The organism is Hymenobacter sp. BT18 (assembly GCF_012273015.1).
Classification (GTDB): domain Bacteria; phylum Bacteroidota; class Bacteroidia; order Cytophagales; family Hymenobacteraceae; genus Hymenobacter; species Hymenobacter lutimineralis.
Genome location: NZ_CP050954.1, coordinates 736420 through 757593, shown reverse-complemented (window position 1 = coordinate 757593; position 21174 = coordinate 736420). Strand labels below are relative to the sequence as shown.

At 64.2% G+C, this 21174-nt stretch carries 12 protein-coding genes; 5 read left to right on the top strand and 7 right to left on the bottom strand.

What is annotated here, in order from left to right:
• Positions 1-95: 95 nt before the first annotated feature.
• Positions 96-1298: an MFS transporter gene (locus tag HER32_RS03150; protein WP_149069124.1), complete on the bottom strand. Its 1203-nt coding sequence runs from the start codon at positions 1296-1298 to the stop codon at positions 96-98.
• A gap of 228 nt (positions 1299-1526) precedes the next feature.
• Between HER32_RS03150 and HER32_RS03145 the strand changes: the two genes are divergently transcribed.
• From HER32_RS03145 to HER32_RS03130, 4 genes are read left to right on the top strand one after another with little or no spacing between them, the layout of a single operon-like run.
• Positions 1527-2162 (top strand): hypothetical protein, encoded by a 636-nt coding sequence (locus HER32_RS03145; RefSeq protein ID WP_149069125.1) that lies wholly within the window; start codon positions 1527-1529, stop codon positions 2160-2162.
• Between the two features lie 8 nt (positions 2163-2170).
• On the top strand, positions 2171-2620 hold the full coding sequence (locus tag HER32_RS03140; protein WP_168680470.1) for a GNAT family N-acetyltransferase: 450 nt from the start codon (positions 2171-2173) through the stop codon (positions 2618-2620).
• Positions 2620-3273, top strand: a complete 654-nt coding sequence (locus HER32_RS03135; RefSeq protein ID WP_168680468.1) for a tetratricopeptide repeat protein — start codon at positions 2620-2622, stop codon at positions 3271-3273. The genes HER32_RS03140 and HER32_RS03135 overlap by 1 nt, the downstream gene beginning before the upstream one ends.
• Positions 3270-4223, top strand: coding sequence for an MBL fold metallo-hydrolase (locus HER32_RS03130; protein ID WP_168680466.1), 954 nt, complete (start codon positions 3270-3272; stop codon positions 4221-4223). The genes HER32_RS03135 and HER32_RS03130 overlap by 4 nt, the downstream gene beginning before the upstream one ends.
• 51 nt (positions 4224-4274) lie before the next feature.
• On the opposite strand, the gene HER32_RS03125 is transcribed toward HER32_RS03130, so the two are convergent.
• The 3 genes from HER32_RS03125 to HER32_RS03115 all read right to left on the bottom strand — a co-directional run bounded on the left by HER32_RS03125 (position 4275) and on the right by HER32_RS03115 (position 11903).
• Positions 4275-9011 carry a M4 family metallopeptidase gene (locus HER32_RS03125; RefSeq protein ID WP_168680464.1) on the bottom strand — a complete coding sequence of 1579 codons (4737 nt, stop codon included), beginning with the start codon at positions 9009-9011 and terminating at the stop codon, positions 4275-4277.
• A gap of 187 nt (positions 9012-9198) precedes the next feature.
• Positions 9199-9951, bottom strand: coding sequence for a LytR/AlgR family response regulator transcription factor (locus HER32_RS03120; RefSeq protein WP_168680462.1), 753 nt, complete (start codon positions 9949-9951; stop codon positions 9199-9201).
• Positions 9952-10040: 89 nt separating this feature from the next.
• Positions 10041-11903 (bottom strand): sensor histidine kinase, encoded by a 1863-nt coding sequence (locus HER32_RS03115; RefSeq protein WP_168680460.1) that lies wholly within the window; start codon positions 11901-11903, stop codon positions 10041-10043.
• Positions 11904-12127: 224 nt separating this feature from the next.
• Between HER32_RS03115 and HER32_RS03110 the strand changes: the two genes are divergently transcribed.
• Positions 12128-14626, top strand: a complete 2499-nt coding sequence (locus HER32_RS03110) for a tail fiber domain-containing protein (protein ID WP_168680458.1) — start codon at positions 12128-12130, stop codon at positions 14624-14626.
• Positions 14627-14741: 115 nt separating this feature from the next.
• Here HER32_RS03110 and HER32_RS03105 read toward each other — a convergent pair whose 3' ends face one another.
• From HER32_RS03105 to HER32_RS03095, 3 genes are all read right to left on the bottom strand, one after another.
• Positions 14742-17963 carry an efflux RND transporter permease subunit gene (locus HER32_RS03105; protein WP_168680456.1) on the bottom strand — a complete coding sequence of 1074 codons (3222 nt, stop codon included), beginning with the start codon at positions 17961-17963 and terminating at the stop codon, positions 14742-14744.
• A gap of 61 nt (positions 17964-18024) precedes the next feature.
• Positions 18025-19167, bottom strand: coding sequence for an efflux RND transporter periplasmic adaptor subunit (locus tag HER32_RS03100; RefSeq protein WP_168680454.1), 1143 nt, complete (start codon positions 19165-19167; stop codon positions 18025-18027).
• A 14-nt stretch (positions 19168-19181) separates the two neighbouring features.
• A complete protein-coding gene (locus HER32_RS03095) occupies positions 19182-20549 on the bottom strand; it encodes a TolC family protein (RefSeq protein WP_168680452.1) in 1368 nt (455 codons plus the stop codon).
• Positions 20550-21174: the final 625 nt, after the last annotated feature.

Genomic DNA, 21174 nt, shown 5'->3' with positions numbered 1-21174 from the left:
CATACCAATGCAAAAAAGCCGGCTCCCTGATTTGGGGCCGGCTTTTTTGCATTGGTATGGTTATGGGGGCTTAAGGCTAGCTGAACGCTAAATGTCTACTTCGCCACTGCTTCGGCCAGGGGCTGCGGCTCCGGGGCGGAGTGCCCGGCGGGCTCCTTCTGGCTGCCGGGCATCCAGAAAGCCAGCACGCCAATGGCCGCACCCATCAAGGCTACAAAGGCAAAGGACAGGCGCAAACTGGAAATCTGCGCCAGCAGGCCAATCAGGGGAGGACCAGCCAAGAAGCCGAAGAAGCCTACCGTAGAAACCAGGGCCAGGGCCACGCCCGGCGAAATGCCCTCCACGCGGCCCGCCGCGCTGTAGGTGAGCGGAATAACCGACGAGGTGCCGAAGCCCACCAGCAGAAAGCCCAGCAGGGCCGTGGGCAAACTCGGAAACAGCACCGCCGTGAGCAGCCCCAGGCAGATAAGGGCGCTGCTGAGCTGCAGCACGCGGGCCACGCCCAAGTGGCTGGTCAGAAAATCGGAGCCAAAGCGGCCCAGGGCCATGGTGCTCATGAAGGCCACGTAACCGCTGGTCACCCAGGCTTTGTCGGCCTGCACTACCTTCTGAAAGTACACCCCGCTCCAGTCAAACATGCAGCCTTCGCAGAGCAATCCGAACAAGGCAATAAGGCCCAGGCGCAGCAGTTGCCCATCGGGCATGCGCAGCACCAGACCGGTGCCGCTGGCGTGCCCCGTAGGCTGAGGCAAGGCGCCCCGCACGACCAGCAGCAGTACGAGCAGCGCCGCGCTGATGCCCGCAAAGTGAATCAGGGGCGGCTGGTGCCAGCCCACCAGCCACGTAGCAATGATGCCACCCAGAAAGCCAGCCAGGCTCCACAGCCCGTGGAAAGAGCCCATAATTACCTGGGTGCCGTAGCTTTTTTGCACTTCCAGGGCCTGGGCATTTACGGCAATGTTGAGCAGGTTGCCGCCGCTGCCAAACAGCACCAGGGCCGCGGCCAGCGTCCAGGTAGTGGGGGCCCAGCCCAGCAGGGGCAGGGCCAGCGCGTAGAGGGCCGAGGCCAGCTGCACCACGCGGCGGCTGCCGTAGGTATCAGTAAGCCAGCCGGCCAGGGGCAAGGCCAGCAGGGACCCCAGGGGCATAGCCAACAGCAGCTGGCCCAGTTGCCCTTCGGAGAGGCCCAGCTGCAGACGGATATCGGGAATGCGGGAGGCCCAGCTGGCAAAGCACAGTCCACTAAGAAAAAACAACGCGCTAACGGCAACGCGGCTCCGGCGGGGAGAAATAGACATACGAAAAGGAGTAGAGCAAAGCCGTGGGAATTTCAGCGTAGCGCCTCCTGGGGTTATAAAACCAACTGCAAGGTCCGACAAAAAAGACAATCGGGCACAGATACGGCCACCGCCGGAAAAAGGTATGGTTCGGCTTGCGGCTTGCACGGGGAGCCGCCAATCGGCAATTTGCGCCCGGGGCCCGTATGCGGGATTTCACCCCCGTCCTTCTACGTCCTAGCTGCTGCCATGCTCTCCACCCAAAACTACGCCGCCCTGCCCGCCGCGCCTGCTCTGCAGCGCCTTTGTCAGGCCTTGGCCGTACTCGACGCCATCAACTCCCAGGACCCGGAATACCGCTACTTTACCTACGACCCGCTCTGGGACGCCCAGGAGCAGCTTTTTGAGATGAACGACGGGGAAGGGGACCAGCTGCTGGTGCTGTTTCGGCCCGAAGGCTGCTGCATCAACGGGCTTTTGCAGGAATACGACCAGCCCGATAAAGCCCAGGTGACGCGCGGCCTGCCCGAGGCCTTTGAGGAGTTTATGTTTGGGGAGCCGGTAAATTCTCTGGGCACCACGTTCTGCCTGTGGTATACGCCGGCCCACGGCTGGCAAACGGGCGTCGTGGAGGACGAGGACGACGGCTCCGAGGAGCTGCTGTTCATCTTCGACGGCCAGCCCGAAACCTACGCCGACTGGGCCAACGAGTACTTCATTGAAGATACCGACCGGGACCCGATTGACGCCGCCGACGTGGCCCGCATCTACCAGCACGAGCCTCTGACGCGCGAGCTGGTGCAGGCCTTCATCGACCCGCTGGAAGACTGGAATCAGCTGGAAAACGACCTGCAGGAAATCGGCTACCCCTACAACTTCCGCTAGCAACTGCCATGCATTTTCGCGACGCCCGGCCCGAGGACATTCCCCAACTGATGACGGTGCGCTTTGCCGTGCGCGAAAACGTGCTGCGCAACCGCGCCCTTGTCACCGAGGCGCACTGCCTCGATTACCTCACGCGCCGGGGCCACGGCTGGGTGTGCGAGGTAGACGGGGCGGTAGTCGGCTTTGCCATTGCCGATCTGCAGGACCACAGCATCTGGGCCCTGTTCGTGCACCCCGATTTCGACCAGCGCGGTATTGGCAAACGACTGCAGCAACTCATGCTCGACTGGTACTTCCTGCAAACTCCCGAAACCGTCTGGCTGAGCACCGCCCCCGGTACCCGCGCCGAAGCCTTCTACCGCCGCCAGGGCTGGCAGGAAACCGGCCGCACTGGCAGCGGTGAGGTTCGCTTTGAACTCACGAAGGCGGAATGGGAGCGGGCTAAACAGGAAGGATAATGGAAACTACCCGCTTTCTGCAAAAACAGGCTGATGCTGGGGACGCTGATGCCTTGTTTCGGCTTGGCTACCGACTGGCTTTTGGTCGCCAGCGGCCTCGCCCGGTGGAATGGGGAAAGGTGCTGCATTATTGGGAAACAGCAGCGAAGCAGGGGCATGACCGCGCATTATTCTACTTAGGAACTTGCTACGAACACGGTAGAGGAGTACCCATCAATTTGCACCAAGCATACCAGTATTTTCTGCAGGCAGCGGAACAAGGGCACATCGACGCGGCCTACAACGTCGGATTTAGCCTACGAGAGGGAGAGGGCATTGAGCAGGACCTGCCGTTGGCGGTATCATGGTTCCGTTGGGCTGCCGAGGCTGGAGATGCAGATGCTCAGCGCGACTTGGGCTACTGCTATATGCAGGGCTTGGGTGTTCTAGAGAATTTCGTTCAGGCTGTGTACTGGTACCGGAAAGCAGCCCGAAATGGAGATAGGAAGGCGCAATACAACTTAGGCTTGTGCTATCTGTCTGGTGAAGGCGTGGCGGCCTCCGACCGTTGGGCAGCCTTCTGGTTTGGCAAAGCTGCTGGTGCTGGGCACCGCGAGGCCAAACAGGAGTTGAAGAGTCTGCCATATAACATTACAGCTAGGAACCAGCCATGAAATACAAACGAACTGGTTGGATTTATCTGATGCTGTGGCTGCTAACCCAGCCGGCCATTGCCCAAACCACTTTCACCGTCGTGCCCCTGGGCGTGCGGGGCGGGGGTGATGAAAGCAACCTCTCCAGCTACCTGGTGGCGGCGGCCGGCACTTCCGCCTACATTGGGCTTGATGCGGGCACCGTGCGCGCCGGCTTAGCCAAGGCCGTAGCGGCCCAGGCTTTCCGCGCGCCCTTGGAAACCATCCTGCGCGACTCTATCCGGGGCTACTGCCTTTCGCACCCGCACCTCGACCACGTAGTGGGCCTGCTGCTCAACGCCCCCGACGACGCCCGAAAGCTACTCTACGGCCTGCCCGGCTGCCTCGAAACGCTGCAGAAAAGCTACTTCAACTGGCAGGCCTGGCCCAACTTCGGCCCCGGTGGTGCGGCCCCGGCCCTGGGCAAATACCAGTTCCAGCCCCTGACGCCCGGCTCCGAACAGGCGCTAACGGGCACTGCGCTGTTCGTGCGCGTTTTCCCGCTCAGCCACGGCCCGGGCTACGAAAGCGCGGCTTTCCTGGTGCGCCACCACAGCTCCTACCTGCTTTACCTGGGCGACACCGGCGCCGACGCGGTAGAAAAGTCCCAACGGCTGCGGGAGCTGTGGCAGGTGGTAGCACCGCTGGTGCAGCGCGGGCAGCTGAAGGCCCTGTTCATCGAAGCCTCGTACCCTAACGAGCAGCCCGAAAACCAGCTGTTCGGCCACCTCACGCCCCGGCTGCTGCTGCAGGAGCTGGCAGTGTTGACCCAACTGGCGGGTCCCGCGGCCATGCGCGGCCTACCCGTAGTTGTCACGCACCGCAAGCTCACAGCCAAGAACGAAGCTCAGATCGAGCAGCAATTGACCGCGGCTAATATGCTGAGGCTACGCTTCGTTTTTCCGCAACAGGGGGAGCGGCTGGGGTTTTAGCCAGAAAGCGCGGCCACACGGCTTGGCCGGGTTGTTACGCCCGGCCCGGGCTTACTTCACCAGCAGGCGTAGGCTCTGCCCGGAAGTCCTTACCACGTACACGCCGCCGGGCAGTCCGGCCGGCAGTTGCAGCGCGGAAGTGCCGGTACTGTCTGCCGCGGCCATCAAGACCAGGCGACCCAAGGCGTCGAATACCTGCACCTCCGCACCGGGGGTGCTGCCCCGGAGCGTGGCGTGGCCCCGTGCCGGGTTCGGGGCGAGTTCGAGGCGGGCCGTTGGTTGGGGCAGGGCCACCGTTCGGACGGGAGAATAGTGGATGGCGTTATCGGCGTCAACCTGCTGCAGGCGGTAGTAAGCCAGGCGCTGGGGTGTGGTAGTGGGAAGATGAGTATCCAGAAAGCTGTAGCTGGTGGGGCTGTTTTTGTGGCCTTGGCCAGCTACGGTCCCGATGGTGGCAAAAGTTTCTCCATCGGGGCTGCGCTGCACCTCAAAGCGGACACTGTTCTTTTCGCTGGCCGTGGTCCAGGCCAGGCGGGCAGCGCCGGGCCCAACCCCGACGGCCGTAAACGTAGTCAGCTGCACCGGTAAGGGTACCGATAAAGGGTGATTCAGCAGGATATGCACCGGCGCGCGGTTTACATCAGTGGCTACCACGTCCAGGTCGCCGTCACCGTCCAAGTCGCCCAGGGCCGCAAAGTAGGGGTCAAACGTAGTGGTGAAAGGGTAGGTGAGGGCATTGCCAAACGTGCCGTTGCCGTCGTTGCGCAGCACGTACACGCTGCGGCTGGCAATGCTGGGGAGCACCAGGTCCAGGTCCCCATCGGCATCCATATCGCCGAGGCTGCCGCTCCAGTAGTTGGCGGCGGCCGGGGGCAGCAGCAGGTTACCCCCGTTCAGAAAGTTGCCGGTATTGGAGCCGGTGTTGTCGCCCCCGTTCAGGCGTAGGCTTGCCCGGCCGCCGCTCACGCCCACCGCCAGCAGGTCCAGGTCGCCGTCGCCGTCCACATCACCGAGCAGGGACCGGCAGTTGGCTGCCTGCACCGGCACGAGCTGCATCTTGGGGAAGGTGCCCTGGTTTAGGCCCGTATTGTCGCCCCCGTTCAGGTGAATGGCCACGGCGTACTTGGTATCGCCGTTTTCCTGAAGGCCACAGGCCAGGTCCAGGTCCCCGTCGCCGTCTACATCGCCCAGGGCAATGTTGCCGGGGTTGGGGCCCGTGGCTACGGTGCCGCCACTGCTGAAAATGCCGTTGCCGTTGTTCAGGCAGATGGTAAGCAGAGCGAAGTTGCTGTTGTTGGTTACCACGTCCAGGTCGCCGTCCCCATCCAGGTCGCCCACGCTCAGGTCGTACGTGCGGAATGCCGTGGCCAGTACGCTGCCGGCCGAGAATGCGCCCAGCCCATTGTTGAGGTATACCCGTAGGTCATTCGGAAAGGAAGTAGTGGCGAGCAGGTCCAGGTCGCCGTCGCCGTCCACATCCCCCAGGGTACTACCGTTGAGACGTACGGAGGTCGAAAACCGGGTGCCGTTGCTGAACACACCCGTGTTGGAGCCCGTCTGGTCGCCCCCGTTCAGCAGGGTCTGAATAGAGGGCGCGCCGGCCGATACCAGCACCAGGTCCAGGTCGCCGTCGCCGTCGATATCTCCCACGTTGGTGGTCAGAGCGTTGCCGTCGCTGGTAGCAGTGGTGCCCGCGGTGAGGTTGCCGCGCCCGGTGCCCGCGGTAGCCGTGGTAAACTGATACATCTGCGCGGGCAGGGTGGCGCCACCCGCACTTTGCACCGTAGCGGGAAGACTCACGCGCACCGTTTCGCCGGGTAGAAAGTCGGTTTGAGGCGTGCCCGCGGCCGCCGCGAAGCTAAACGTAGTGCCACTGCTGCTCCAGGTGCCGGCCTTGCGGCCCCCGCGCTGGCTGGAAAACACGCGCGCATTGGCGGCCGTCGCGGCCGTTACCGGCTCCGAGAAGGTGAGCTGTACGCCGGAGTTGGCGCGGGGAGCCGCCCGGCCGTTGCTGGCCGGGCTCCGGCCGAGCAGGCGCAGCAGCACCCGGAACTCGGGGCTGCTGGTGCTGCCGGTGGGCGTGGTAACGGTGGTAGTACCCGTGGCCGGGGCGCCGGCCGGTACCACGAAGCGCACACTGTTGGCCGTGCGACCCGTGATGGTGGCCGCCACCCCGTTGAGCAGCACATCCGTGGTGCCGGCTAACTGAGCGCCGTAGAGCGTGACGGTGGTGCCGGCCGTGCCCGCATCCGGGCTAAAGTAGGCCAGGCTTAGCACATCCTGGTAGGCGTAGCTGCCGGCCGACGTAGCCGTACCACCGGGCGTGGTGACCACCACGGGGCCCGTAGTGCCGGCCGTGGCGGGGGGCAGCGTCACGCGAAGTAGGGTGGAAGACACAACGGTAACCAGCGGTGCCGGCTGGCCAGCTACGCTCACCGTGAGCGGGCTGCTCCCGAAATCGGTGCCCGTGACCAGCAACGTACCGCCGCCCACCGGGGGGCCGGTGGCGGGCGTGAAAGCCGTGAGCGTGGGTGCGGGCACCACCACGGTGTACAGTACGGTAGGGTTGCTGTCGCCGGGGGCGGTGGTTACCACCACGGGCTGGGGTCCGGCGGGGGTAGTCAGGCCCACCGTCGCGGTTAGCGCGGTAGCAGAGCTGACGACCACGTTGGTAGCCGGCACACCCCCCACGCGTACTGTTGTGGCCCCGGCTACAAAGTTCTGCCCCGTAATAGTAATGAGTTGGCTTACCGGGCCGCTGGCCGGGCTGATGCTGCTAACCAGCGGCCCGGTGTTGACGATAAAATCGGTGGCGCTGCTGGCCCGGGTGCCGGACTTGCTCACCACAATCTTGCCAGTGCTGGCTCCGGCGGGCAGGGGTACGGTCAGCGTCGTGTTATTTACCACCACGAAGCCCGGGGCAGGAGTGCCGTTGAAGCTCACGCCGGTGGTGCCCGTGAAGTTGCTGCCCGTGAGTGTGATGGTAGCGGCCGAGCTGCCAGCGGCCTGCGTGGGGCTGAAGGCGGTAATGATGAGGGCCTGGCTGGCGTCGCGCACGCCCACTGCATCCCAGGCATTGCCCACCTGCACCACCTGCTGGGAGCCGGCCCCAAACAAATCGACGGCCGCCTGAATAGTGGCTATCCGGGCCTGGGCGAAGGTGGCGTTGGCCGTCAGGTACAGGCTTTCGGCCCGGAAGGCAATGCGGGCGGCGTCGTTGAGGGTGGCCGGGCTGCCGCTGGGGCTGATGCCGGTTACGTTGTAGGCAAAGCCCACGTCGTTAGTGCCGCTGCCGCCCTCATTTAGTAAGTAAAACCAGTGGTTGAGCACCCCGGAGTTGTAGTGCACGCCCCCGCCGTCGTAGGTGCCGGTTACCCAGAAGGTGCCGCCGTACGTGTCGGGCGAGGAGCCGGCGTTGGGGTCGCTCATGGAGCGGAGGCCGCCGCCCCCGTTCAGTTCCTCGCCTACCAACCAGGTAGACTTGCCCGGGAGCGGCCCGTAGCGGGCAGCGGCGTACCGCTCAATGCAGGCACCCCAGATGTCGGAAAAGCCCTCATTCAGCGCCCCCGACTCGTTTTGGTACACCAGGTTGGCCGTGGCCTGGCATACGGCGTGGGCTATTTCGTGGCCGCATACATCCAGCACGGTGAACGGGCGCAGGCTGCTGCCGTCGCCGTAGGCCATTACGCTGCCGTTCCAGAAGGCGTTGCTCATGCCCACCCCATCACCGGGCGAGCTGTCGTAGTGCACGAAGCTGATGAGGCGGGCGCCGGCGTTGTCGTAGCTGTTGCGCCCGTGCACGTCGGCCCAGTAGTCGAAGGTGACTTCCGCGCCCCAGTGGGCGTCGAGGGCGGCGTTGTCCTTAGCCGCATTGTTGTACTCGGCGGCCGTCCAGTTGTTGTCCGTATCGATGAAATCGGTGGTGGCGAAAGTATTGGTGCCCGCCGAATTGTAGGTGTGGATACCGTTGCCACTCACTCCGTTGCGGGTGCGGGTGGGCTGGGCCAGCCGGTAGCGGGTGGGCCCGCTCAACTGCTCAGTGGTGATGGTGCGAGTACCACTGAAACGCGTGGCGGCCGGACCGGTAGCGTGCTTGATGGTGGCATTCGTAAGCACGATTTCACCCGTGCGCGCGTCCACGTATACATCGGCGCGGCTCAGGGGCTGCTGGGCGTAGATATCAAATTTCCAGGCCAACACCAGGGGGCGGGCAGCCACCGGCCGGCGGAAGTCTTCCACCAGCACCAGCTCGCCGGCGGGCAGGTAGGTGGCGCGGGGGTTGCCGGTCAGGGCCCGGAGCTGCTGCTCGGCCTGGGCGTCCTGCCACATGTAGCGGGTGGCCCCCACGGCAGCCTCGGCGCGCTGCCGGGCGGCGGCGGCCCCGAGGGCGGGGGTGGTGGATAAGGTGGGGTGCTTCACCTCACCGGTGAGCAGCTCGGGCCGGCCCTGGCGGTAGTGAATGGTATAGCGGCCGTGCTCAACTTTTACGCCTTGGTAGTATTGCTGGAATACCTCGTGGCGCTGGCCCAGGGCGTCGGTTTCCTGGCGCAGGGGCCGTAGCTCGTCGGCCGCACCCAGCGCCAACTGCTGGTGCAGTAGGGCAGCCCCGGTGGTGGGCAGGGTACGGGCCGCAGCACTCCCGGCTTCGGGCAGGCGAATGAGGTAGGGCGTGCCATCGGCGCTCAGCCGCGTGGTGGGGGCAGGGCGGCCCGCGGTTTGGGCCAGCGCTACGGTGGGCAGGGCCGCCAGCAGCACGGCCCGGCGCAAATGAGTCGCAAGCATTTTCATAGCGCAAGGCTAATGCGCCGGAGGCTCCCCTGGTGAGCTAAATAGCTCAACGACCATATTCTATATATCAACGACCAACCGTCGGGCTGCCCACACGACCGGTTACGGGCCGGCAAGTACCGCTCGGGCCGGGCTGGGGTTGGACTGCGGGGCCGGGTAGTAGCAGAAGCAGCGGGGCGCGGCCGGGCTAGCGCAACTGTTCCAGGTGGCCCAGCAGTTCCTCGCGGTAGGCGCGGCCCAGGGGCAGCACGTGCGGCCCCACCGTCACGGTGTGGTAGTCGTAGGCGCTGATGCGGCTGATTTGCACCAGGTAGGAGCGGTGGATGCGTACAAACTGGCGAGCCGGCAGCTTTTCTTCCAGTTCGCGCAGGCTGCTGCGCACCGTGTGTTTGCGCCCCTCCGTGTGCAGGTGTAGGTAGGAGTGGTCGGCTTCGGCAACCAGCAGCTGCCGGAAGGGGACTTTCAGCAGCCGGCTGCCTTCCCGCACGAACACGCCCCCCAGCAGCACGCTGCCATCAGGCAGATGGCTGCCGGAAGCATCGGCCGGTAAGCCCAGCGCGGTGGCAAAGTGCTGCAAAGCCAGTTCTATGCTATGGCCCAGCAGGGGCCCGTTGTAGGGCTTGCCCAGGAAAGCGAAGGGCCCCACTTGCCGGGCTCGTGCAAAGGTTTCCTGGTCGGGATAGGAAGTAAGGAATATCAGCGGCACAGGCCGCTGCCTTATCAGGTCGTGGGCCAGTTGGATTCCATCGCGCGAGCCGGCCAGGTTTACGTCGAGCAGGACAATGTCGGGCTGCTCCTGGTCAAAGCGGGTCAGGGCTTCCTCGGCGGTGGCCGCTACGCCCACCAGCTCATAGCTCAGGCCCCGCAGCAAGCCGCCCAGGGCCAGAGTCTGAACAGGGTCGTCTTCAACGGCGAGTACCCGGATGGTGGCGTGCGGCATTTAGAGTAGGTTCAGGATTGAGGGTTAACAGATCGGGGCGTGGGGCCAGTGCAGCGTTTTTCCCGCGTATGCCGGCGTCGGTTTCCGGACTATACGTTAGTGGCGTTGATGGGCCCGGGCGGCAGGCCCGGCACGCTAAACCAGAGGCGGGCACCTCCTCCGGCCGCTGTCTCCGCGTGCAGCTCCCCGCCCATCAGGGCCACGAAGCGGGCACTCAGGGGCAAGCCCAGCCCGGTGCCAGGCTCCCCGTTGGTACCGGGAGTTGACTCCAGCCGCTCGGCAGTGAGCAGGTTGTGGAGCCGCTCGGGTGGCAGTCCGGGGCCGGTATCGTACACGCTGAACCCCACGCGGCCATTTTCGGCCGGGGCCACCTGCAAGGTTACCTCGCCGCCGGATGGAGTGAACTTTAGGGCATTACCCACCAGGTTGCGCAGCACGGTCGTCAGCAGGCCCATGTCGGCCCAGGCCAGCAAGTCGGGGGGAGCCGTGGTATGCAAGTGAATATGCTTGAGCTCCGCTGCCGGCGCATACAGCGCCGCAATGCTGGCAACGGCATCCGCCACCCGCAGGCGGTCGGGCTGGTTTACCAGCTGCCCCCCCTGGGCCCGGGTCCACTGAAAGAGGTTGTCGATCAGCCCGCCCAGGTGCTGGGCGCCCACGTCGAGGGTGCGAACCAGCGCATGGGCCGACTGGCGCTCGGGCTGTTCCAGTACCTCGTACAGCAGGGGGGTGAGGAGCTGCAGGCTGGCCACTGGTCCGCGCAAATCGTGCCCGACGATGCGCATGAGCTGGTCTTTGGTTTGGTTGGCCTCGCGCAACTGGGTTTCGGAGCGCTGCAGACGCCGCCGCGAGAGTAGCAGCAGCAAGGAAAGCAGGCCAAAAGCCAGCAGGCCGCCCAGCAGGCCGTAGAGCCGGGTGCGCTGGCGCTCGGCTCGTAGGCCGGCCACCCGGCGTTGCTGCTCCAGGGCTTTGATGCGGGCCTGCTGCCGCTCTACGTCGAAGCGCACCTGCAGGCGGGCCACTTCCTGGCGCTGGTCCTCGGCCGTGAGCTTCTCATACGCGTCGAAGGACTTCCGGAGCGTATCGTAGGCGGCAGCCCCCTGGCCCAGGTGGCGCTGGCCCGCCGCCCAGTTCGATTGGGCCAGGGCAACGACGGCGGGCAGCCTGGCCGCCCGGCCCAGCCGGGCGGCCTCGGCGCTCAGCCTGACCAGCTCCGGCCAGCGACGCTCCTTTAGCGCCTGCTCGGCCTGTACGTTGCGTACGTAGGCGCGGGGATAGGGAGTGCGCAGCTGGGCATCGGCCAGGTAGCGGGCCCGGTCCAGCAGCAGGCGGGCCGAATCAGGCTCCCAGGCCTGCAGATCTTTGGCCCAGTTGATGAGCAGGCGAAATTCCGGCCCCGGCTCCCCCAGCTGCTGGCTTATTTGCTGGGCTTGGCGAAAGACCCGCTTGGCGGCGGCAAGGCGCTTTTGAGCCAGATAGGCAGTGGCCAGCTCACTCTGGGCCCGTAGCAGCCAGTACGGCTGCCGGGGCAACAGCGCAAACTGTTGGCTGGCCAGCTCAGCGAATTGTACCTGGCGGGATACGTCCTCGGTGGCCAGCATGGCAGTGTATAAGTAGGCCCGGCCCAGCTCCAGGGTATCCTGCGCCCGGGTGGCCAGGCGCTGTACGGCGTTGAGGTAGCGCAGTGCGGCGGCCTGCTCGTTGAGGCGGCCGTTGAGGTCTACCAAATCGTTAAGCACGCCCCGCTCGCCGGCAGCATCACCGGTCTGGCGGGCCCGGGCCAGCGCCTTCGCCAGGGTAGCCCGGGATAAGTCAGGGTTGGTATGGGCCTGTTCCTGGGCTAGTTGGCGCAGCTGCCGTACCCGCGCCGAGTCGGGTGGACTGGCGCCGGCCCTGAACAAAGGCAGGAGAAAGATACCGCTAAAGCAAAGGAAGAGAAGCGTTTGCCGCATTGGGGGGTGGTAACGGCGGATTTTATATATAGTAAAGACCGGATAAATATACCGGATTCTCCGGCGTTTCCCGGTTCCCGCCCTGCCCAGGACGCGGCCTCACCTACCAAATCCGGTTGTCTGCCTACTATTCGGGGCAGGCGGGCAGGATTTGGCGGAGCCGCGCCGGGTCGTATTTTTGGTGTATAGCCGCCTTCGTCCATTCTTCGTCTGCCTGCTTGCCCATGCTTTCTCTCCTCGTTCGGGCGCCGCGCCGCGCCGTCCTGCTGCTGGCTCTGGCGGCCCTGCCGCTGGCCCCCACCGCTCTGGCCCAAACCGTGCCCGCCGGGGCCGTGGGCATCGGCACCACCGCCCCCGACGCCTCCGCCGCCCTCGACATCGTCAGTTCCGACAAGGGCCTGCTGCTGCCCCGCGTGCCCGACGCGAAGGCCCTGCCCGCGCCCGCCGCCGGCCTCATCGTGTACCAGACCGGCGGCAGCGGGGCCAGCGGGCCGGGCTTCTACTACAATAGCGGCAGTAGCAGCGCGCCCAAGTGGCTGCGCCTGGCCGACGCGGGTACCGTGAGCTATGACGCGGCCACGGGCCTGCAGGTGGGCCCCGGCCCGGTGCAGGTGGCCGGTACCGTGCCCATTCCTTCCGGCGCGACGCCCTACGGCAACGGCCCGTTTCGCGGCGGGTCCAACTCGGCCCGCACCGAGTGCATCTACCCGGCCAGCGTGCTACAAAGCTGGGGCCTACGCCCCGGGCTGATTTCCGCGCTAAGCTACCTGGTCACGAACCGCAGCGCCATCCAGTCCTACGACAACTTTACCCTGGCGCTGGGCCAGACCTCGGCCACCACCCTGGGCACCACGTTCAGCACGAACCTGACGACGGTGTACACCGGCACGGTGACGCTGCCGGCCCCCGGGCAGCCGCTGACGCTGGTGTTCAACGGCGGCCCGTTTGAGTGGGACGGCACCAGCAGCCTGGTGGTGCAGACCTGCTTTCAGAAAGCCAGCATCGGCACCGACGACGCGGTGGCCACCATACCCGCCCTCAACGCCCGTCTGGTGGTGGCCGGCACCGGCAGTCAGTGCGGCGCGGCCACGGGCAGCCTGACCGGGCCGCGCCCCACGCTGGGCTTCGTGCAGCCCGCGGCGGCCTACTTGCTGCCGCCCACGGCCGGGCAGGCCGGCCAGGTACTCACCCAGCAGGCCAATGGCAGCGTGACCTTTCAGGACCCGCAGTGGACCCAGAACAACGACGACCTCTACCCCGCCAAGCTAACCAGTAAGGTAGGCATTAGCACCAGCACCCCGGAGCTGGCCCTCGACGTGGTTTCCTCCTCCATAGGCCTGCGCGCGCCCACTGCGCCCTGGGACCACCTCTACTGGGGGCACGATGGCACTACGGCCGTGATGCGGGCCGGCGGGGCCGAGCTGGGTCTCTCCCTGCAGGTGGGCATCGGCAACTCCGGCTCCTACGGCGCCGCCAGCCAGAACTACCGCGAAGGCCTGCGCCTGCTCTACGACGGCCGGGTGGGCCTGGGCACGGGCACGCTGGCTACGGGCTACCGGGCCACGGTAGGCGGAGGCAGCCTAGCCGAAGGCGGCCTGTACGTGGGCCTGACCGGCAACAGCACCGCCACCTCGCTGAAGCTAGAGCACAACGGCTCCAACCTCGTGGCGCGGCCCGCCACGGCCGGCGGCAACAGCACGGTGCTGGAAAACACGGCCGGCCCGCTGCTGCTCAACGCCGGCACCAGCAACCGGGTGGGCGTGGGCTCGGCGGCCCCGGCCGCCCGCCTGGAAGTGCAGGGCGGCGCCGACGCCGACGGCGGCAACGACCCGGTGGCGATGAGCTTCGCCTGGCGCAACGGCGGCTACCGCCACTTCCTGCGCGCCCGCCACGCCCAGGGCAGCACCAGCAACGCCCTGGAGTTTTACCTGAACACCGCCGGCACGGCCGCGGGCAGCAGCGCCCCGGGTACCGGCAACATTCTGGCCCTAAGCCTGCTCAGCCAGAACGGCGCCCGCCTGGGCGTGGGCACCGCCGCCCCCCGCGGCCCCCTCGACGTGCCCGCCCCCGGCGACCTGTACCTGATTGAAGACCCGAACGTGGGCGAAAGTCAGTCGGTGTACCTGCCGGGCCACCTGTTCCTGGCGCCCTACAACAGCGGCACGCCCGCCGCCTACGTGCAGGCCCGCATTCCGAACCCCACCAGCAGCACCAGCCTGTCCTTGATCATGCGGACCACCTTCCAGGGCAACCTGCGCGACGCGCTGACGCTGTATCCCAGCGGCTCGGCCGCCTTCTACGGCACGGTCACAGCCAACGGCGTCAGCCTGACATCCGATGCCCGTTTCAAAGAGCAGGTGCGCCCACTTGCCCACGCGCTCAACGATGTGCTGCAACTTCGTGGGGTGCGCTACCAGTGGAATGCCTTGGGGGTGCAGCACGGAGGCACTGCCGGAAAGGAGCAGATTGGCCTGCTGGCCCAGGAAGTGGAAAAAGTCTTTCCTGAGCTGGTAAGCACAGATCCTCAAGGGTATAAGTCGGTGAACTACGCGCAGCTGACCCCCGTACTGCTGGAGGCCCTACGTGAGCAGCAACGGCAGATCGAGGAGCTCCGCGCCGGGGCCGCCCAAGCCGCCGCCGACCACGCTTCCCTGCTCAGCCTGCAGGAGCAGGTGGCCCGCCTCCAGCAACTGCTTTCTCCAACTTCCCAAGTACAACGTTAGCCCAGATAATGGCTCTAACAGTGGGCGTCTATGCGCACCAAGCCTGCCTAACGAAAACGGGGCGCGACCAATTCTGGTCGCGCCCCGTTTTCGTTAGGCAGGGTGTTTCTTTTCTTTAGGCCGGTAGCGGGGCGGGGTGGTTGCCTGCGTTGCCGTCGGCAGCGGGGCCGCCGTGCTCCTCGTCGGGCTGGTAGCTGGCTTCCAGCTCTGCCAGCTTCTCCTTGCCGTAGGCGAAGCGCGTAATCAGCACATACAGCACGGGCACGATGAAGATGGCCAGCAGCGTGGCCGAGAGCATGCCCCCGAGTACCGTCCAGCCAATGGTCTGCCGGCTCTGGGCCCCGGCCCCGGAGGCAAATACTAGGGGCAGCACCCCCAGGATAAAGGCCAGGGACGTCATCACGATAGGACGTAAGCGCAGGCGCACGGCTTCCAGGGTAGCATCTACCAGGGGCATCCCCTTATCTACCCGCTCCTTGGCAAATTCGATAATGAGGATGGCGTTTTTGGCCGACAAACCAATCAGCGTAATCAGGCCGATCTGGGCGTAGACGTTGTTGGTGAGCTTGGGCAGGAAGAACAAGGCCAGGATGGCTCCAAAGGCGCCCAGCGGCACGGCCAGCAGCACCGAGAAAGGTACCGACCAGCTTTCGTAGAGGGCCGCCAGAAACAGGAACACGAACACAATGGACAAGGCGAAGATGTACACTGTTTGACCGCCGGCCAGCTGCTCTTCCCGGCTCAAGCCCGAAAACTCGTAGCCATAGCCGGCGGGCAAACTCTGCGCGGCGGTTTCCTCCAGGGCCTTCAGGGCGTCGCCGGAGGAGTAGCCGGGCGCGGCCGCCCCGTTGATTTCGGCCGAGCGGAACAGGTTGTAGTGGGAGATGAGCGGAGCCGACTCCGTGCGCTTGTAGGTGGTGAGCGTGCTCAACGGCACCATGCCGCCCTGGCTGTTGCGCACGTAGTACTGCCCCAGGTTGCTGATGTCGCCGCGGTACATGCTGTCAGCTTGCGTGACTACGCGGAAGTTGCGGCCATACACCGTAAAGTCGTTCACGTAGGCCGAGCCCAGGTAGGTGCGCAATGCCGTGCCGATGTCGGCAATGCTTACGCCTAGCTTCTTGGCTTTCTCCCGGTCGATGGTGAGCTGGTAGCCAGGGGTATTTGCCGTGAAGAACGAGAAAGGATTTACGATTTCCGGCCGCTTGCGCAACTTGCCGACGAAAGCCTGCAGGGTAGCATCAAACTTTTTAACGTCGCCGCCGGCCTCACGCTCCTGCAAGATGAAAGAGAAGCCCCCGCTGTTGCCCAGGCCGGGAATGGCCGGGGGCGAAATCACCACGATGTTGGCTTCGCGCAAGCGGCTCAGGCGCTGCTGCACGGTGGCAATCAGGCCCTGGAGCTGTAGCTCTTTGTCTTTGCGGTCTTCCCAGGGCTCCAGCTGGCAGAACACGGTGCCGCTGTTCGACTTGGATGAGAAGTTTACCACGTTCAGCCCCCCCAAACCGGCGTAGTGCTTGATGCCTTTAATCTGGCTGAGTTCCTTCATGACCTCCTTCAGGGTGCTTACCGTACGCTCCGTTGAGGAGGCCTCGGGCAGGGTGAACGTCACGAACAAGCGGCCCTCATCCTCGGTTGGGATAAAGCCGGAAGGCTTGCTCTTAAACAGCAAACCCGTGCCCGCAATAATACACACCAGCAGCACGACCACCAGGCGGGAATGCTTAATGCCGCGCTGCACCCCGTTGCCGTACTTACCGGTCACGCGGTCAAACCAGGTGTTGAACTTGTAGAAGAACTTATCCAGGCCTTTCGAATTCTCGTCGCGCTTGTGGGGCTTGAGCAGCAGCACGCACAAGGCGGGCGTGAGCGACAAGGCCACGAAAGCCGAAATGACTACCGATATGGCAATGGTAATGGCGAACTGCTGGTAAAGGCGCCCGGTGATGCCGGGAATAAAGCCGACTGGCACGAACACCGCCGCCAGAATCAGGGCAATGGCAATAACGGGAGCCGAAATTTCGCGCATGGCCGCCAGCGTGGCGTCCAAGGGGCTCAGGCCCCGCTCGTTCATGTTGTGCTCCACGGCCTCCACCACCACAATGGCGTCGTCCACCACAATGCCGATGGCCAGCACAAAGCCGAACATGGTGAGCGTGTTGATGGTGAAGCCCAGCGGCAGAAAGAAGATAAACGTGCCGATGATGGACACCGGAATAGCCAGCACCGGAATAAGCGTGGAGCGCCAGCTCTGCAGAAACAGAAACACCACAATGATAACCAGCACCAGGGCTTCCACCAGCGTGTGCAGTACCTCGTTGATGGACACCTTCACCACCGTGGCCGACTCAAACGGCACCACGTACGCCAGGTCGGCGGGGAACTGCTTTTTAAGCTGCTCCATCGTCTTGTTCACGTTGTCGAAGGTTTCCAGGGCGTTAGCCCCGGGCGCCTGATACACGAGCAGGTAGGCGGCGCGCTTGCCGTCCACAAAGGAATTGTTGGCGTAGTTGAACTTGCCCAGCTCCAGCCGCGCCACATCCTTGAGGTAGACTACCGAGCCATCCTCGGGCCGGGTTTTCACGATGACATTGCCGAACTCCTCGGTGTTGGTCAGGCGGCCTTTCACGAACACGATGTACTCAAAGGTCTGCCCGGTTTGGGCGGGAGGCGCGCCAATGGAGCCAGCCGCAATCTGGGCGTTCTGCTCCTGAATGGCGGCCGTCACTTCCTGGGCTGTTACGCCAAGCTGGCTGAGCTTATCCGGGTTCAGCCACACGCGCATGGAGAAGTCGTCGGCCCGGCTCACGATGTCGCCCACGCCTTTGGTGCGCAGCAGGGCGTCTTTGATGAAGACGTTGGCGTAGTTGTCGAGGAAGGTGGTGCTGTGGGTGCCTTTGGGCGAGTACATGGCCACCAGCATCAGAATGCTGGGGTTGCGCTTGCGTACAATGAGGCCCAGGCGCTGCACTTCTTGAGGCAGGGTAGGCTGGGCAATTCCCACGCGGTTCTGCACGTCGAGGGCGGCAATGTTGATGTCGGTGCCTACCTCGAAGTTCACCGTCATGCTCATCTGCCCGTTGCTGGTGCTGTTGCTTTGCAGGTAGGTCATGCCGGGCGTGCCGTTTACCTGCACCTCCACGGGCGTAGCCACCGTCTGCTCCACCGTCTGGGCATCGGCCCCGGTATAGGTACCGCTCACCGATACCGTGGGCGGGGTGATTTCCGGGTACTGCCCCACGGGCAGATTCAGGATGGCCAGCACCCCCACCAGCACTATCACCAGGGAGATGACAATGGCCGTGACGGGACGCCGGATAAAGGTTTCTGCAATCATGAGTCGGTAATTATACTTGAGGCCAAGGCGGCCAACTTCTCCAGACCGTCATGACGGTCAATTATTTGGTAGCCGCGGGCGTTGGGGCAGGAGTGGGACCCGTCTGAATCTGGCCCCCGTCGCGCAGGCGGTTCAGGCCCTCCGTTACTACTTGGTCGCCTTCGTTGATGCCGGACATGATGACAATCTGGTCGCGCAGGCGGGGACCCAACTGCACCTTGTGCTGGCGGGCCTTGCTGGAGTCGCCAGCCACAAACACGAAGTTCTCGCCCATCTGCTCCACCACGGCCTTAAAGGGCACTACAATGCGGCGGCCCGACTGGCGGTTGAGCACGCGTAGTACGGCACTGAGTCCATCCTTGAGTTTGCGCTCGGGGTTCGGGAACTGCACCCGCACCTGCACAGTACCCGTCTGCTGGTTCACGCCCCGGTCGATGGCCAAAATCTTGCCCGGTTGGTTGTAGGTGGTACCATCGGGCAAATCGAGGCGGAAGGTAGAGTCGGAAGCGGTGCCGCGCTGGTTTTGCAAGGCCACGAACCGGGCCAGATCCGCCTCCGTCACCACGAAGTCCACGCCCATCGGGTTTTCGGCGCTGACGGTATTGAGCAGGGTGCTGCCCGCACTAACCTGGGAGCCTAGGCGCACCTGTGAGATGCCAATGCGCCCGGTGAAGGGGGCTTTGATAGAAGCAAAGTCGAGGTCGGTGCGGGCCGAGTTCACCCCGGCCTGGGCCTCGGCAATCTGAGCCTGGGCCGTGGCGTAGGAGGTGGCGGCGTTATCCACGATCTGGCGGGCAATGGCATCCTGCTGCAGCAGGCGCTGGTAGCGGTCCAGGTTCACTTTGGCATTCTGGGCCAGGGCGCGGGCTGTGCGCAGGCCCGCCAAGGCCTGCTGGTAGGCGGCTTCGTATTTGCGGCGGTCTATTTCGTAGAGCGTCTTGCCCTTGGGCACTATTTCGCCTTCCTTAAAGGAAATAGCCGTGACGAAGCCCGTAATCTGGCTGCGCAGCTCCACGTTGTTGATGGCTACGACGGTGGCCGGGTAGTCGTCGTAGTACACGGCGTCGGTGGTGCGGGCCGTCACCAGCGTAACGGGGGTAGGTGGTGGGGCGGCATTTTTTTGCTGTTCGGCTTCTTTGTTGCCGCACGCGCTTAGGCTAAGCAGGCCCAACGCTGCCCCCCAGATTCGGTAGTTCGTATGCATTGCTAAATCAAGAATTAATAGTCGGTGGGGAGCACGCCCTGGGCGCGCTGCACATCTACTTTGCTGGCCAGCACCTGAAACAGGGCGCTGTAGTAGTTAAGCTGGGAAGTGCGCAGGGTGGTTTGCGCCACCAGCAGGTCGAGGTAGGTTTTGATGCCTTCCTTGTACTGAAGCTCTACTACCGTGTACACCTGCTTCGACAGCTCAAGGTTGCGCTTGCCCAGGAGGTAATCGTTGTAGTAGCTGTTGTAAGAAGCCAGGGCCCGGGCGTATTCCGTGCTGATCTGGTTGCGGGTGCTGCTGATTTCCTCGTCGAGGCGCTGGTCCTGGAGACGGGCCCGGCGCAAATTCTGGGTGCGCCGAAAGCCCGTGAAGATGGGCAGCGTGGCTTGCAGCCCGGCAAAAGAGTTGGGAAAGCGCCGGCCGTACAAGTCGCTGAGGTTGTTGTTCTGGTACACCGAGTTGTAGTTGCCAAACGCCGAAAACGACGGCAAAAAGCCCAGGCGGTAGTAGTCAACCGTAACGCCCTGCAAAGACTTCTGAGTCTGCAGTTGCTGAATCTCGATGCGGTTGTTCGGATTCAGGCCCGCTGTGGTGTCGAGGGCGGCCTCCTGCTCCAGGCGCAGGGTGTCGTACTGCAGGGCCACGGGCTGAGCGAGCGGCAGCCCCATCAACTCCTTGAGGTAAGCGGTTTTGGCTTTGATGCTTTCCTGGGCCTGCTTCTGGCCGGCGAGGGAGTTGTTCAGGGAAATTTCCGCCTGCAGAAAGTCGGTCTTATCCACCAGGCCCACTTCATAGCGGGCCCGGGCATCGCGCAGGTTGCGCTGCAGGCGGGTCACGTCTTCCTGAAAAACGGCTACCTGTCGCTGCGAGAGCAGGATGTCGTAAAACGCCTTGCTCACGGCCGCTACCACCCCAATGCGGGTGTTGGTGGTATTTTGGCGGGCACCCTGGCGGGTGAAGCGGGCCCCGCGGGCGGCCAGGTTCACGTCGTTGTTGTAGATAACCTGCGTGCCACTCAGCCCAATGGTAGACGTGTTGCGCAGTCCAATCTGGCGCGGGGTATTCACGCCATCAATGGGAATGACGGTGAAAGGCAGCCCGAAATAGTGCTGGGCCGAAGCCGTGAGACCCACCTGCGGCAGCCAGGCAGCCCGGGCAATGCGGATGTCGGCCTCAGCCGTTTCTTCGTTGAGGCGGGCCTGGCGTACGTCGGGCTGGTTGACGAGGGCGACTTGCAGGCACTGCGCGAGGGAGAGAGGCCCGGTGGGCGGCCCGGCCGGGGCGGCCGTCTGGGCTTTTCCGGCCTGAGGGTGCAGTACGCCCAGCAGGCCGAGCAGAACCCCGCCCACCGTGCGCGCACATGATTGAAAAAGGCACATAGCCATGAAAACCGGGTAGCTACCTGAAAAGTTATGGACGTTGCACGTGGCTGCGGCAAGGCCGCCGCCCCCGCAAGGGGCAATGAATGTACCTACAGGGTTGCAGGAAGCAGTCAACTTTTTGTTGACGACCGGTGCGGACCCGGCGCAACTGGTTGGGTAGTACCGTAGCTCCGCAGTTTAGGTTGCAAACCCCCGAGAATAGTAGCTGCCGCTGCCGATGTTGCAATAAACTTGCGCGTTAACGGAATTATTTTGATTGTTTTTTAAGCGAAAAACGGTTCAGCTGCCAGGTTTGCAACAGTGGGCGCATGTTAGCTGCTGGATGCGGGCCTGGGCCGACCCGCGTGCGTTCTAAGCGCAATAGCAGAGACTTTTCCGCTTGTTTGGCTTGGATTACGGCTTTTATTTCTTCTAAAAAGCCAACTATCTTTCAAACGCGCCGCTTCCCCACACTGCCTGCTTTCGGCAGCCACGCTTCCTATTGTATCCTCTGCTGCCTGGTGGCGTCCCTCCGGGGCCGAAGTCTTTCTTAGTGCCGGCTGCAGAACCCTCCGCCCTGAAGTTGCTGTCCTCACGCCCCAGGTGAGGCTGAACTGGTATTGCCTCTTCTCACCAAACTCCC